The organism is Amycolatopsis roodepoortensis, assembly GCF_014873915.1.
Lineage (GTDB): Bacteria > Actinomycetota > Actinomycetes > Mycobacteriales > Pseudonocardiaceae > Amycolatopsis > Amycolatopsis roodepoortensis.
In genome coordinates, this window is record NZ_JADBEJ010000001.1 from 362,611 (window position 1) to 377,385 (window position 14,775).

Genomic DNA, 14,775 nt, shown 5'->3' on the forward strand with positions numbered 1-14,775 from the left:
GTGTCGTTCCGGGCGTCCAGATCGTTACCCATCGGCGGGCTTTCGCGCCCGCCGAACTGATGCCGACGTGTTTCACAGGTGTTAAAGTCGCGCTAACGAACGGGCCATCGTCGTCCCGTGCGCATTCCCCCGGCCGGCCCCGCCCGGCCGCTGAGCACAGACGACGAAGGAGGTCCCTTCATGATCTTCTCCGCCATTCCAGGCAAACAGGGTCTCTACGATCCCGAATCCGAACAGGACTCCTGCGGTGTGGCCATGGTGGCCGACGTCCGCGGGCGGCGTTCGCACGGAATCGTCACCGACGGCCTGTCCGCGCTGACGAACCTCGACCACCGCGGTGCCGCCGGCGCCGAGCCGACCAGCGGTGACGGCGCGGGCATCCTGCTGCAGCTCCCGGACGAGCTGCTGCGGGCCGAAGTGGACTTCACGCTGCCCGAGGCGGACGCCGACGGTCACCAGACCTACGCGACCGGGATCGGTTTCCTGCCCTCGGACCTCGAGGAGCGGGACAAGGCCATCGCCCTGATCGAGCGGATCGCCGGCGAAGAGGGCCTCGACGTCCTCGGCTGGCGTGAGGTCCCGGTCGACGCCGACCGCGCCGACATCGGCCCGACGGCGCGTTCGGTGATGCCGCATTTCGCGATGCTGTTCGTCGCGGGCGCCGAGGCCGACGGGCGATGTCCCTCCGGGCTCGAACTGGACCGCCTGGCCTTCTGCCTCCGCAAGCGCGTCGAGAACGAGAGCGTGACCGCGGGCTGCGGCACCTATTTCCCGTCGCTGTCCTCGCGGACCATCGTCTACAAGGGAATGCTGACCCCCGAGCAGCTCCCGCTCTTCTTCGCCGACCTGACCGACACCCGGCTCACCAGCGCCATCGCGCTCGTGCACTCCCGGTTCTCCACCAACACCTTCCCGTCGTGGCCGCTGGCGCATCCGTTCCGGTTCGTCGCGCACAACGGCGAGATCAACACCATCCGGGGCAACCGCAACCGCATGCGCGCCCGTGAGGCGCTGCTCGAATCGGATCTCATCCCCGGCGACCTGACCCGCCTGTACCCGATCTGCTCGGCCGACGCGTCGGACTCCGCCTCCTTCGACGAGGTGCTGGAGCTGCTGCACCTCGGCGGCCGGTCGCTGCCGCACGCGGTGCTGATGATGATCCCCGAAGCGTGGGAGAACCACACCGGGATGAACGCCCAGCGTCGTGCGTTCTACCAGTTCCACGCCAGCCTCATGGAGCCGTGGGACGGCCCGGCCTGCGTCACCTTCACCGACGGCACACTCGTCGGCGCCGTCCTGGACCGCAACGGCCTGCGCCCCGCCCGCTGGTGGCGGACCGCGGACGACCGGGTCGTCCTGGCCAGTGAGGCGGGCGTGCTCGACGTCGCCCCCGGGGACGTCGTGGCCAAGGGCCGCCTCAAACCCGGCCGCATGTTCCTGGTGGACACCGAAGCGGGCCGGATCGTCGACGACGAAGAGGTCAAATCGGAGCTGGCCAAGGAACTCCCGTACGAGGGCTGGCTGCACGCCGGTCTCCTGCAGATCGCCGACCTCCCGGACCGCGACCACATCGTGCAGAGCCACGATTCCGTGCTGCGGCGCCAGCTTTCCTTCGGCTACACCGAAGAAGAGCTGAAGATCCTCCTCGCGCCGATGGCGCTCAAGGCCGCCGAGCCGATCGGCTCGATGGGTTCCGACACCCCGCCCGCGGTGCTGTCGCAGCGTTCCCGGCTGCTCTACGACTACTTCAAGCAGAACTTCGCGCAGGTCACCAACCCGCCGCTGGACGCGATCCGCGAAGAGCTCGTCACCTCGATGAGCCGGATCATGGGGCCCGAGCGCAACCTGCTCGCCCCCGGCCCGGCCTCCTGCCGCCACGTGCAGCTGCCGTATCCGGTGATCGACAACGACGAGCTCGCCAAGCTGATCCACATCAACGACGACGGCGACCTTCCCGGCTTCGCCTGCAGCGTCCTTTCCGGACTGTACGAAGTGGACGGTGGTGCCGACGCGCTGGCGTCCGCGATCGAGCGGGTCCGGCGCGAGGCCTCCGAGGCGATCGAGGCGGGCGCGCGCACGCTCGTCCTGTCCGATCGCGACTCCGACCACCGGATGGCGCCGATCCCGTCGCTGCTGCTCGTGTCCGCGGTGCACCACCATCTGGTGCGCACCAAGGAAAGGCTGCGCGTCGCGCTGGTCGTCGAGACCGGTGACGCCCGCGAGGTCCACCACATCGCGCTGCTGCTCGGCTACGGCGCCGCGGCGGTGAACCCGTACCTGGCCTTCGAGACCATCGAGGACATGATCTCGACCGGCGGCATCACCGGGATCGAGCCCGCCACCGCGATCCGCAACTACGTCAAGGCGCTCGTGAAGGGCGTTCTGAAGATCATGTCGAAGATGGGCATCTCGACCGTCGGCGCGTACACCGCCGCGCAGGTCTTCGAATCCTTCGGGTTGAGCCAGGATCTGCTCGACGAGTACTTCACCGGGACGTCGTCCAAGCTCGGTGGCGTCGGGCTGACCGTGCTCGCCGAAGAGGTCGCCACGCGCCACCGCCGGGCGTACCCGGACAACCCGACCGATCGTGTCCACCGTGGACTCGAGACCGGCGGCGAGTACGCGTACCGCCGCGAGGGCGAACTGCACCTGTTCACCCCGGAGACCGTCTTCCTGTTGCAGCACGCGACGAAGACCGGCCGCGAAGAGGTGTACAAGAAGTACTCCGACGAGGTGCACCGCCTGTACCGCCAGGGTGGCGCGCTGCGCGGGCTGTTCTCCTTCCGCGAGGGCGCGCGCGAGCCCGTCCCGCTGGACGAGGTCGAGCCCGTCGAGGCGATCTTCAAGCGTTTCAACACCGGCGCGATGTCCTACGGCTCGATTTCGGCCGAGGCGCACGAAACACTCGCCATCGCGATGAACCGCATCGGCGGCCGGTCGAACACCGGTGAGGGCGGGGAAGACCCCGAGCGGCTCTACGACCCGGCGCGCCGCAGCGCGATCAAGCAGGTCGCGAGCGGCCGGTTCGGCGTCACGAGCGAGTACCTGGTCAACGCCGACGACATCCAGATCAAGATGGCGCAGGGTGCGAAGCCGGGCGAGGGCGGGCAGCTGCCGCCGAACAAGGTCTACCCATGGATCGCGCGAACGCGGCATTCGACGCCGGGCGTCGGGCTGATCTCGCCGCCGCCGCACCACGACATCTACTCGATCGAGGATCTGGCGCAGCTGATCCACGACCTCAAGAACGCCAACGAGAACGCCCGCATCCACGTGAAGCTGGTGTCCTCGCTCGGCGTCGGCACGGTCGCGGCCGGCGTGTCCAAGGCGCACGCCGACGTCGTGCTGATCTCCGGCCACGACGGCGGCACCGGAGCCTCCCCGATGAACTCGCTCAAGCACGCGGGCACCCCGTGGGAGATCGGGCTCGCCGAGACGCAGCAGACGTTGCTGCTCAACGGTTTGCGCGACCGGATCACCGTGCAGGTCGACGGCGCGATGAAGACCGGCAAGGACGTCGTCATCGCCGCGCTGCTCGGTGCGGAGGAGTACGGCTTCGCGACGGCGCCGCTGATCGTCGAGGGCTGCGTCATGATGCGCGTCTGTCACCTCGACACCTGCCCGGTCGGCGTCGCGACCCAGAGCCCGGATCTGCGCAAGCGGTACACCGGCCAGGCCGACCACGTCGTGAACTACTTCCGGTTCGTCGCCGAAGAGGTCCGGGAAACGTTGGCGGCGCTCGGTTTCCGTACTTTGGACGAGGCCATCGGGCACGCCGAGATGCTGAACATCGACGAGGCGGTCGAGCACTGGAAGGCCTCCGGTCTCGACCTCGCGCCGATCTTCGAGATGCCGTCCGAAACCCCGTACGGCGGGGCGAAGCGGCGCACGCGCACGCAGGACCACGGCTTGGAGCACGCGCTCGACCGGACGCTGATCCAGCTCGCCGAGGCGGCGCTGGAGGACGCGCATCCGGTGCGGCTGGAACTGCCGGTGCGGAACGTGAACCGGACCGTCGGCACGCTGCTCGGCTCCGAGATCACCCGCCGTTACGGCGGCGAGGGCCTGCCCGAGGACACGATCCACGTGCTGCTGACCGGTTCCGCCGGGCAGTCGCTCGGTGCGTTCCTGCCGCGCGGCATCACGCTCGACATGGTCGGCGACGCGAACGACTACGTCGGCAAGGGCCTGTCGGGCGGGCGGATCATCGTGCGCCCGCATCCGGACGCGAAGTTCGCGGCGGAGGGCCAGACCATCGCCGGGAACACGCTCGCTTACGGCGCCACCGGCGGCGAGATGTTCCTGCGCGGCCAGGTCGGCGAACGGTTCTGCGTGCGCAACTCCGGCGCCGTGGTCGTCGCCGAGGGCGTCGGCGACCACGCCTTCGAGTACATGACCGGTGGGCAGGCCGTGGTGCTCGGCCCGACCGGGCGCAACCTCGCGGCGGGGATGTCCGGCGGCGAGGCGTACGTGCTCGACCTGGACCGCGGCAAGGTCAACGAGGAGATGGTGAACCTCCAGACGCCGTCGTCCGAGGATCTCGCCTGGCTCAAGAAGACCGTGCAGAAGCACTACGACCTCACACGTTCGGCCGTGGCCGCGTCGCTGCTCGGCGACTGGCCGCGTCGCTCGGCGGCGTTCACCAAGGTGATGCCCCGCGACTACCAGCGTGTCCTTGACGCGGCGAAGGCGGCGCGTGCCGCGGGCCGCGACGTCGACGAAGCGATCATGGAGGCCGCTCGTGGCTGATCCGACGGGTTTCCTGAAGTACGAACGCGAAGAGCCGAAGAAGAAGTCCAAAGAGGAGCGTCTCGCCACGTGGGGCGAGGTGTACGCCGACGTGGAGCCGGCCGAGCGCAACGAACAGGTGCGCAAGCAGGCTTCGCGGTGCATGGATTGCGGCATCCCGTTCTGTCATTCCAGTGGTTCCGGCTGCCCGCTGGGCAACCTGATCCCGGAGTGGAACGACCTCGTGCGCCGCGGCGACTGGGCCGCGGCGAGCGACCGGCTCCACGCCACCAACAACTTCCCCGAGTTCACCGGGAAGCTGTGCCCCGCGCCGTGCGAGGCGGGGTGTGTCCTGTCGGTCTCGCCGCTGTCCGGTGGCCCGGTGGCGATCAAGCGGGTCGAGCAGACCATCGCGGACCAGTCGTGGGAAGCGGGCTACGTGCAGCCGCAGGTCTCGGCCGTGTCGTCGGGGCAGCGGGTCGCGGTCGTCGGCTCCGGCCCCGCCGGGCTCGCGGCCGCGCAGCAGCTGACCCGCGCCGGCCACGAAGTGACCGTCTACGAGCGGGACGACCGGCTCGGCGGCCTGCTGCGGTACGGCATCCCCGAGTTCAAGATGGAGAAGAAGGTCCTCGACCGGCGGCTCGCGCAACTCCGCAAGGAGGGCACGAAGTTCGTCACCGGCTGCGAGGTCGGCGTCGACCTGACCGTCGAAGAACTGCGGGCCGGTTACGACGCGGTGGTCCTCGCCGTGGGCGCGCTGCGCGGCCGCGACGACACGACCACGCCCGGCCGTGAGCTGGCCGGGATCCACCTGGCGATGGAACATCTGGTGCCGGCCAACAAATACGTCGAGGGTGACGGCCCGTCGGCGGTGGACGCGGCGGGCAAGCACGTCGTCATCATCGGCGGCGGTGACACCGGGGCCGACTCCTACGGCACCGCGACCCGCCAGGGCGCGCTTTCGGTGACCCAGCTGGACCAGTACCCGACGCCACCGTCCACAAGGGACGACGAGCGGTCGCCGTGGCCGACCTGGCCGTACATCCTGCGCACCTACCCCGCGCACGAAGAGGCGGGCGAGCGCAAGTTCGCCGTCGCGGTCACCCGGTTCATCGGTGACGACGAAGGCAACGTGCGTGCCGTCGAACTCCGGCAGGTCCGCGTGGTCAAGGATCCCGAGACGGGCAAGCGCATGGTGACCCCGATCAACGACGAGGTCGAGGAACTGCCCGCCGACCTCGTGCTGCTCGCGATCGGGTTCGAGGGTGTCGAGCACATGCCGCTGCTGGACGGTCTCGGGCTTTCGCTGACCAAACGCGGCACGCTCTCGTGCGGCGCGGACTGGCAGACCGAGTCGCCGGGCGTGTTCGTCTGCGGCGACGCGCACCGCGGTGCCTCGCTGGTCGTGTGGGCGATCGCCGAGGGACGCTCGGTGGCGAGCGCGGTGGACGCCTACCTGACCGGTGCTTCGGACCTGCCCGCTCCGGTGCACCCGACGGCGCTGCCGCTCGCGGTGGTCTGACACTCCGGGGGCGACGCGACCGGCAGAGCGTCGCGAAAGCCACTTTCGGGACACCTGATGTCCCGAAAGTGGCTTTCGCGACATGGGCGGGCCGGTGGAAGCCCGCACGGACTTCCGGTAGTGCGGGTTCGCGTGATCAGAGGGACGACACGCGTGATCGGATGGACGACACGCGTGACTGAATGGACGACACGACTGGCGGCCGGGGCCTGCCGCGAGTCGTCCATCTGAACACACGTGTCGTCCGTCCAAGCACGTGTGTCGTCCGTCTGGTCACGCGAACGAACCGCTCACGAGGCCTAAGACCAACGTCAGGTCCTGCTCCCCCCGAAGGTGGAGGTCCCGGGTCAGGCTCCGGTCCGACGCGGTAGGGCGGCCGGTCACGCCACGCTCTCCGCATGAGAAAAACGTTGGCGTTACTGGCTTTCCTGCCACTGACCATGGCCATCCCGGCGACCGCCGAAGCGGCTCCGGCGCTGCGCTGGACGTCGCCGTGCCCGGACTACGGCGTGACGCCCTCGCCTACCGAGGGCCTCGAATGCGCGAAACTCTGGGTGCCGCTGGACTATGCCGACCCCGGCGGGCGGACTATCGAACTCACCGTCTCCCGTAAAGCGAGCACCTCGCCGAAGCGTCGCGGCGTGCTGCTGATGAATCCCGGTGGCCCGGGGAGCCCCGGTCTGGCGATGCCCGCCCAGCTCGCGCAGCGACAGGGACAGTCCGGCCTGCTCGACAGTTACGACGTCATCGGTTTCGACCCGCGCGGGACCACCTACAGCACGCCGGTGACCTGTGACCTCACCGAGGAGCAGAAGTTCATTCTCGTCGGCCCGTATGCGGAGGGCCCGCGCGACGTCGCCGAGAAGGCGGCGAAGTCCCGGGTGGTGGCGAAGCAGTGCGCCGACTCGAAGACGGCGGATCTCCTGCCGCATATGACCACCGCCAATACCGCGCGCGATATGGATCGGATCCGCGATGCGCTGGGGGAGCGGAAGATCTCGTATTACGGCGTCTCGTATGGGAGCTATCTGGGAGCGGCGTATTCGTCGATGTTCCCCGCACGCACGGACCGGATCGTGCTGGACAGCCTTGTCGGTCCCGACGGGCTGGACGTCCGGGCGCATCAGCGTTTCGCGGACGGTTTCGATGACCGTTTCGGCGACTTCACGGCCTGGGCGGCGGCGCGGGACGACGTCTACCACCTGGGGCGGACGCAGGCCGAGGTGACGGCGAAGTTCGTGGCGCTGGCCGAACAGCGTCCGGAAATCCGGACGGCCACCTGGGGAGCGCTGTACGACGACGCGAACTTCCCCGGCCTGGCCGAGGAATGGGCCGCTCCGTCCGCGAAGGCACAGCGCGGGCCGATCGACGGCGACAACCACGCCGCGCTTCAGCTCCAGGTGCTCTGCAACGACTCCGACTGGCCGGAAAGCGTGCGCTACTACCAAAAGGCGGTCGAACGGGCTCGCGTGACGCATCCGCTGTTCGGCCCCGCGGCCGCCAACATCACGCCTTGCGCGTTCTGGCCGGTCGAACGCCGCGAGCCTCCGGTGCGGATCCACGACCGCGGCCCGTCGAACATCCTGCTGGTGCAGAACCTGCGCGATCCGGCGACGCCGCTCGTCGGCGCCCGCGAGATGCGGTCGGCGCTGGGCGCGCGGGCGAAGTTCGTCACCGTGGACGCGGGCGGGCACGGCGTCTTCACCATGGGGAACGCCTGCGGGAACGACTTCGTGCTCCGGTACCTGCGGGACGGCGCCCTCCCGGCGGCCGACGCGCACTGCCGCTAGACCGAACGGCCCATACGCCACCCCGGATGCGGCCGAACGGCCGCTTGTACGCCCGGTAGCAGGACAAATACTTTCGAAATGTCGTGCAAGTCATACGGCAATTCACCGGTGGCGAAAGGTGGTACGCCATGAAGAGGACGGCTTCCCGGACGGGGATCCTGGCGGCGCTCGTCGGGCTGGCGGTGACGGGGCTGACCGCCGTCGCGGGTCCCGCGCACGCCGGACCGGTTCAGCATCAGGCAGCGACCGACGCGCAAGCGGTCGCGGCCTACTGGACCCCGGAGCGGATGCGGTCGGCGGTGCCGATCGAACGGCTGGTCCAGGCGCCCGCCTTCACCCCGAAGGACGTCGCGAAGGGCAAGAGCACGATCATCCAGAGCATCCCCAACGGTGGCGGCGCGTGGACCGGGGCGGGCAAGGTCGTCCAGACCGCGGGCCGGGTGTTCTTCACCATGGGCGGGCGGAACGCGTCGTGCTCCGGTGACGCGGTCACCAGCACGAACGGCAGTGTCGTGATCACCGCCGGGCACTGCGTGAAGTACCAGGGCGCCTGGCACACCAACTGGACCTTCGCGCCCGGCTACAACAACGGCAACACGCCCTACGGCACCTGGGCCGCGAAGAGCACGCTGACCACTCCGCAGTGGGAAGCGAGCGAGGACATGAACTACGACATCGGCGCGGCCGTGGTCAGCCCGCTCAACGGGCAGAAGCTGACCGACGTCGTCGGCGCGCAGGGGATCGCGTTCAACCAGGCGCGCAACCAGTCGATGTACACGTTCGGGTATCCGGCGGCGGCGCCGTACGACGGCTCGAAGCTGATCTACTGCAGCGGGAGCACGTTCACCGACTTCCTGCTCACCAAGGACCACGGGATGAGCTGCAACATGACCGGTGGTTCGAGCGGCGGCCCGTGGTTCCTCAACTTCAGCGAGGCGACCGGCGCGGGCGTCCAGGCTTCGGTGAACAGCTTCGGCTACACCTTCCTGCCCGGGTACATGTTCGGTCCGTACTTCGGCACGGACGCGCAGAACCTCTACAACAAGGCGCAGGCCGCCTGATCAGCCCGCCGCCCGTCCACTTTCTGGGACTTTCGTCCCGGTGGGCGGGCGGCTTTCGGCGCGGCATATCCTGGTCCGGTGAACTGGACAGTGGACGTTCCCGTCGACACGCTCCCCGAACTGCCTCCTCTGCCTCCCGAGCTGCGTGACCGGCTCGACGACGCGCTTTCCCGGCCCGCCGCGCAGCAGCCCGAGTGGCCGGACGCCGAGCTGACGAAGCGTGTCCGCGGCGTGCTGGAGAGTGTGCCGCCGATCACCGTCCCCGCCGAGATCGACCGCCTCTCCGACCGGCTCGCCATGGTCGCCCGCGGCGAGGCGTTCCTGCTCCAGGGCGGTGACTGCGCGGAGACGTTCGAGTCGAACACCGAGCCGCACATCCGCGCCAACCTGCGCACCCTGCTGCAGATGGCCGTCGTCCTCACCTACGGCGCGAGCCTGCCGGTGGTGAAGGTCGGCCGGATCGCCGGCCAGTACGCGAAGCCGCGTTCGGCGTCCACCGACGCGCTCGGCCTGCCGGTGTACCGCGGCGACATCATCAACTCGCTCGTCGCCAAGCCCGAACTCCGCGTGCCCGACCCCGGCCGGATGATCCGCGCCTACGCGAACGCGGGCGCCGCGATGAACCTCGTCCGCGCGCTCACCGGTGCCGGCATGGCGGACCTGCACCAGGTGCACGACTGGAACAAGGACTTCGTGAAGTCCTCGCCGGCCAGTGAGCGGTACGAGGCGCTGGCCTCGGAGATCGACCGCGGCCTGCGGTTCATGTCGGCCTGCGGTGTCACCGACACCTCGCTCCAGTCCACCGAGATCTTCGCCAGCCACGAAGCGCTGCTGCTGGATTACGAGCGCTCCATGCTGCGGATGGACCGCGCGGACGCGGCGAACCCCAAGCTGTACAACCTGTCCTCGCACTTCCTGTGGGTGGGCGAGCGGACCAGGCAGCTCGACGGCGCGCACATCGCCTTCGCCGAACTGCTGGCCAACCCGATCGGACTCAAGATCGGCCCGACGACCACGCCCGAGCAGGCCGTCGAGTACGTCCGCCGCCTCGATCCGCGCAACGAGCCCGGCCGTCTGACGCTGATAGCCCGGATGGGCAACGGCAAGGTCCGCGAGGTGCTGCCCGCGATCGTCGAGAAGGTCGAGGCGTCCGGGCACAAGGTCATCTGGCAGTGCGACCCGATGCACGGCAACACGCACGAGTCTTCGACGGGCTACAAGACGCGGCACTTCGACCGGATCGTCGACGAGGTGCAGGGCTTCTTCGAGGTGCACCGCAAGCTCGGCACGTACCCGGGCGGCATCCACGTCGAGCTGACCGGCGAGGACGTCACCGAATGCCTCGGTGGCGCGCAGGAGATCTCGGACCTGGACCTTTCGGGCCGGTACGAGACCGCATGCGACCCGCGCCTGAACACGCAGCAGTCGCTGGAGCTGGCGTTCCTGGTCGCGGAGATGCTGCGCGGCTGACCAGTCCCACGACAAGCGCGTGAAGGCCCCCTTCCCTCGGCTCAGCCGAGGGAAGGGGGCCTTCACGCGCTTCAGTGAGCAGTGTCCAGCAGGCGCGAAGCCGACTTGAGCACGCCGTCCCGCAGCGAACCCACGTCCGAGACCGCCGCTCCGTTCGCCTGAAGTCCGATGTGGACCGAGTCGCGATAGGTCGCCACCGCGATCCCGACCGCCTGCCGCGGCGCCAGCGGCACGAACGGGTACACGCCGGAGACCTTCGCCCCGTCGAGGGTGAGCCGGTTGGGCGGCACCGGCACCGTGGTGATCACGAGGTCGAACAGCAGCGGCGCGGCCAGCCCGGCGGCCTTCGAGCCGAGCCGGTGCAGCATCGGCGGCATCCGGTCGGCGAGCAGCGGGAACGCGCCAGCGCCCCGGGCCGGGCCCGCCGCCTTGTTCCGGCTCATTTCGCGCTGGACAGCCAGCAGCCGCTCCACCGGATCGTCGAGACCGACCGGCAGCTCGCAGAGATAACCGGACAGCTTGTTCCCGCCGAGCTGCTCGGCGGACCGCCCGCGCACGCTGACCGGGATGAGCGCCCGCAGCGTCCGGTCGTCGGCCCGCTGACCGCGGTTGATCATCCAGTCGCGCAGCGCGCCGCTGAGGATCGCCAGTACGACGTCGTTCGCGGTCCCGCCGTGGGCCCGGCGGATCCGCCGGATCTCGGTGGTGTCCAGCCGGACGAGGCCGAGCCGTCGCTCGGTCGACGGCGGCGCGCTGATCGGCGACAGCGGCGAACGGGTCGCGCGGACGACCGAAGACGCGATGCCTGCCTGGGCCAGCGTCGAGCCGACGGCCTCCTTGACAGCGTCCACAGGGGAGCGAGGCGCGGGCGGACCCGTCCCGCTGTGCCGACGCCTCGGCGCGCGGGGGAGTTCGTCGAGCAGGCCGACGGCGACCGCGTACGCGCCCGCCCCATCGGTGAGGGCGTGGTGCAGTTTCAGCAGCAGCGCGAACTCGCCGTCCGGCAGGCCGGTGACGAGATGCAAGTCCCACAAGGGTTTTCCGGTGTCGAGCGGCCGTCCCATCCAGCGCGAGGCGTAGGCGGAGAGCGGGTCCGGTTCATACAGGGAGCTCAGGTGGTGATGTGAAATATGTTCACTGGCAACGAAATCCGGGTCCTCGGCCCAGGTGGCGGCGCCGGGCGGGAACAGCGCGGTGCGGGCGCGCTGACGAAGCTTGGGGAGCCTGGCCGCCCGTTCGGCGAGCAGCGTGGTCAGCTCGCGCGCGTGCACCTGCCCGTGCGGGCGGAAGGTGACCACCGCCCCCATGTGCATGGGCGTCGTTTCGCTTTCCAGGCAAAGGAAAGCGACATCGAGTGCGCTCAGCTGCAGGCCTGACATCAGTGACCTTTCTCGGTACTCCGGCGGCGATGGGCACAACTGCACCAGCCTGACATGACGGGCGGGTGGTCGTCATGTTTCCTCGGCGCTAACTACCGCCGGTTTCACTCGAACGATGGGATCGCGTTCGGACATGGACCACGGCTCTGCGACAGATGGTGGACAAGTGCGTCCCGGGGGGAACTCGTTGGCGGATCATCCGGGGAAACCGGCAGACTGCACCACCATGACCGACGAACCGAAGCGTCCCGAACCGCCCCTCACCGGCGACGAGCGCACGCAGCTGAACGGCTTCCTCGACTTCCTCCGCGCCACGGTCGTGTGGAAGTGTTCCGGCCTCACCGACGAGCAGGCCCGGCGGCCCCTCGTCCCCAGCGAACTGACCACCGTCGCCGGTCTGCTCGGGCATCTGACCCTCGTCGAGCAGTACTGGTTCAACGTGGTGCTCAACGGTCAGGAGGACGTCTGGAAGGAGGCGCTGGAGGCCGACCCGGACGCCGAGTTCCGGGTCGCCATGCAGACCCCGATCGAGCAGCTGATCGCCGCCTACGAGGCCGAGTGCGAGCGGAGCCGCAAGATCGTCGCCGCGATGGGGCTCGACGACGAGGTCCCCTTCCGCGGCGATCGCAAGGTCAACGTCCGGTTCGTGGTCGCGCACATGATCGAGGAGACCGGCAGGCACGCCGGCCACCTCGACCTGCTGCGCGAGCTGACCGACGGTCTCACCGGGGAGTGACGCGGCGCGGGGGCAGCGGGAAGAACCCGCTGGTCCGCTCGACGTACGCCGCGTATCCCGGCCGGGAACGCCGCAAACCCTTCTCCAGCAAAGGTTTTCCGGTCCCCTTGGCCAGTGTGTACGTCATCGCGATCGGCGACAGGATCGTCGCCGCCCCCACCCAGCTCGAACACGCCAGCAGATACAGGCCCCACCACACGCACGCGTCACCGAAGTAGTTCGGATGCCGGGTGTAGCGCCACAGCCCGCTGTCGAGCACCTTCCCCTTGTTGACCGGGTCGGCTTTGAAACGCCGCAGCTGCTCGTCGCCGATCGTCTCGAACCCGAAGCCCACCAGCCACACCGCGACGCCGAGCCACGCCATCACCCCGAAGGTGCCGCCGTACATCGCGAACTGGACCGGTAGCGAGACGAACCAGAGCACTACGGCCTGGACCAGGTACACGCGGACGAAGAGCCTGAGCGCCGGGTTCTCCCCGGCGTTCTCCGCCATCCGCACGTAGCGCGGATCTTCGGGCAGCTTGTGGTTGCGCAGGTGGAGGTGGACGCCGAGACGCACGCCCCACACCGCGGTGAGCAGCGCGGTGACCACGCGCAGCGCGACCGAACCGTCCCCGAGCGGCGCCGCGACCAGCGCGACGAGCGCGAAGCCCGGACCCCACAGCGTGTCGACGGTGTCGTACCGCTTCCGCCGCCGCGCGATACCGAAGGTGACGACGAAGGCCAGCAGCGTCGCGCCCGCCGTGATCGCGAGGGTCCCGCCGAGGGGCATCAGGTCCACTCCCGGGTGGCGGGCAGCGCGCTCAGCCCCTCGCCGGAGGTACGGACCGCGAGGATCTGGTCCACGCCCATCCGGTTCTCCTCGAACGCGAGCGCCCCGCCGACCAGGTACAGCCGCCAGACCCGTGCGCCGGATTCACCAATCAGCGCGACGACGTCGTCCCAGTTGCTTGCGAGCGTCTTCTCCCAGGCCCGGACCGTCCGCACGTAGTGCTCGCGCAGCGCGTGGACGTCGCGGATCTCGAACCCGGCGGTCTCCAGGTGCCCGAGCGTGCGGCTCAGCGGCCGCATCGTCATGTCGGGGGCGATGTAGCGCTCGATGAACGCGCCGCCGCCGGGGGCCACCGCGCCGCGGGACATCTGCTGCAGGACCAGCCGTCCGGTGGGCTTGAGCATCCGGTACAGCGTCCGCGTGTACTCGGGGTAGTTCTTCTCGCCGACGTGCTCACCCATCTCGATGGACGCGACGGCGTCGAAGGGCTCGTCGGCGAGCTCGCGATAGTCCTGCCGCCGGACCTCGACCCGTTCCTCCAGGTCGTGCTGGGCGAGGCGGGCGCGGACGTGTTGCCGTTGCTCCGCCGACAGCGTGATCCCGACGGCCTGGACGCCGTGGTGCTTCGCCGCGTGCACCAGCAGCGAGCCCCAGCCGCAGCCGACGTCGAGCAGCCGCATCCCGGGCCGCAGGCCGAGCTTCCGGCAAATAAGCTCGAGTTTGTCCCACTGGGCCTGTTCGACGCCGTACCCGTCCTCGTCGGAGGTCCAGTACCCGGTCGAGTAGGCCATCGATTCGTCGAGCAACAGCTGGTAGAAGGCGTTGCCGAGGTCGTAGTGGTGCGCGATGGCCGACTTGTCCCGGCGCAGGGTGTGCAGCTTCCCGGACAGCCGGGCCTCCTCGGCCGGTGGTTTGGGCGGCGGCCCGACGACGCCGAGGCCCACCGCGAGCCGCAGCGCCCCGGCCCATTCGCGCGGGCCGAGCTTCGCGCCACGCGCGGCACCCGAACGGGTCAGCGCCCAGATCCGGCGGAATCCGTCGGCGAGGTCACCTTCGACGTCGAGATCACCTGACACGTACGCCCTGGCCAGACCCAATTCGCCGGGGGAGTAGAGGAGGCGGCGCAGCGCGCGCCGGTTGCGGAGGACCACGGTCGGGGCATCCGGCGGACCGGCGCGTACGCCATCCCAGGTACGCAGGCCGACCGGAAGGGAGCCGCCGAGGAGCCGCTCGGCGAACGGGGCTAGGCGGGACGCGGGACTGTTCGGCATAGTCGTCATTCGCTCCCGGACCGGAAAGGGATGGGTCGGATGCCGC

General features: G+C 69.5%; 9 protein-coding genes. 6 read left to right on the top strand and 3 right to left on the bottom strand.

What is annotated here, in order from left to right:
• Positions 1–180 precede the first annotated feature (180 nt).
• The 5 genes from gltB to H4W30_RS01840 all read left to right on the top strand — a co-directional run bounded on the left by gltB (position 181) and on the right by H4W30_RS01840 (position 10,571).
• The gene (gene gltB / locus H4W30_RS01820) at positions 181–4,749 is read left to right on the top strand and encodes a glutamate synthase large subunit (RefSeq protein WP_192741173.1); all 4,569 of its coding nucleotides are present in this window, start codon (positions 181–183) and stop codon (positions 4,747–4,749) included.
• Positions 4,742–6,250, top strand: coding sequence for a glutamate synthase subunit beta (locus H4W30_RS01825; protein WP_192741174.1), 1,509 nt, complete (start codon positions 4,742–4,744; stop codon positions 6,248–6,250). The genes gltB and H4W30_RS01825 overlap by 8 nt, the downstream gene beginning before the upstream one ends.
• A gap of 398 nt (positions 6,251–6,648) precedes the next feature.
• Entirely contained in the window at positions 6,649–8,040 is a 1,392-nt protein-coding gene (locus H4W30_RS01830; protein ID WP_192741175.1) for an alpha/beta hydrolase, read from the top strand.
• 128 nt (positions 8,041–8,168) lie between these two features.
• On the top strand, positions 8,169–9,101 hold the full coding sequence (locus H4W30_RS01835) for a trypsin-like serine peptidase (RefSeq protein WP_192741176.1): 933 nt from the start codon (positions 8,169–8,171) through the stop codon (positions 9,099–9,101).
• A gap of 78 nt (positions 9,102–9,179) precedes the next feature.
• Positions 9,180–10,571, top strand: coding sequence for a class II 3-deoxy-7-phosphoheptulonate synthase (locus H4W30_RS01840; protein WP_034319228.1), 1,392 nt, complete (start codon positions 9,180–9,182; stop codon positions 10,569–10,571).
• 71 nt (positions 10,572–10,642) lie between these two features.
• On the opposite strand, the gene H4W30_RS01845 is transcribed toward H4W30_RS01840, so the two are convergent.
• Positions 10,643–11,950: a wax ester/triacylglycerol synthase family O-acyltransferase gene (locus tag H4W30_RS01845; RefSeq protein ID WP_192741177.1), complete on the bottom strand. Its 1,308-nt coding sequence runs from the start codon at positions 11,948–11,950 to the stop codon at positions 10,643–10,645.
• Positions 11,951–12,176: 226 nt separating this feature from the next.
• Between H4W30_RS01845 and H4W30_RS01850 the strand changes: the two genes are divergently transcribed.
• Positions 12,177–12,686, top strand: a complete 510-nt coding sequence (locus H4W30_RS01850) for a DinB family protein (RefSeq protein WP_126733692.1) — start codon at positions 12,177–12,179, stop codon at positions 12,684–12,686.
• Here the strand turns inward: H4W30_RS01850 and H4W30_RS01855 are convergent.
• On the bottom strand, positions 12,673–13,458 hold the full coding sequence (locus tag H4W30_RS01855) for a DUF1295 domain-containing protein (RefSeq protein ID WP_192741178.1): 786 nt from the start codon (positions 13,456–13,458) through the stop codon (positions 12,673–12,675). The two genes, H4W30_RS01850 and H4W30_RS01855, sit on opposite strands and share 14 nt — an antisense overlap.
• On the bottom strand, positions 13,458–14,729 hold the full coding sequence (locus tag H4W30_RS01860; RefSeq protein WP_192741179.1) for an SAM-dependent methyltransferase: 1,272 nt from the start codon (positions 14,727–14,729) through the stop codon (positions 13,458–13,460). Before H4W30_RS01860 ends, H4W30_RS01855 begins: the two co-directional genes overlap by 1 nt.
• Positions 14,730–14,775: the final 46 nt, after the last annotated feature.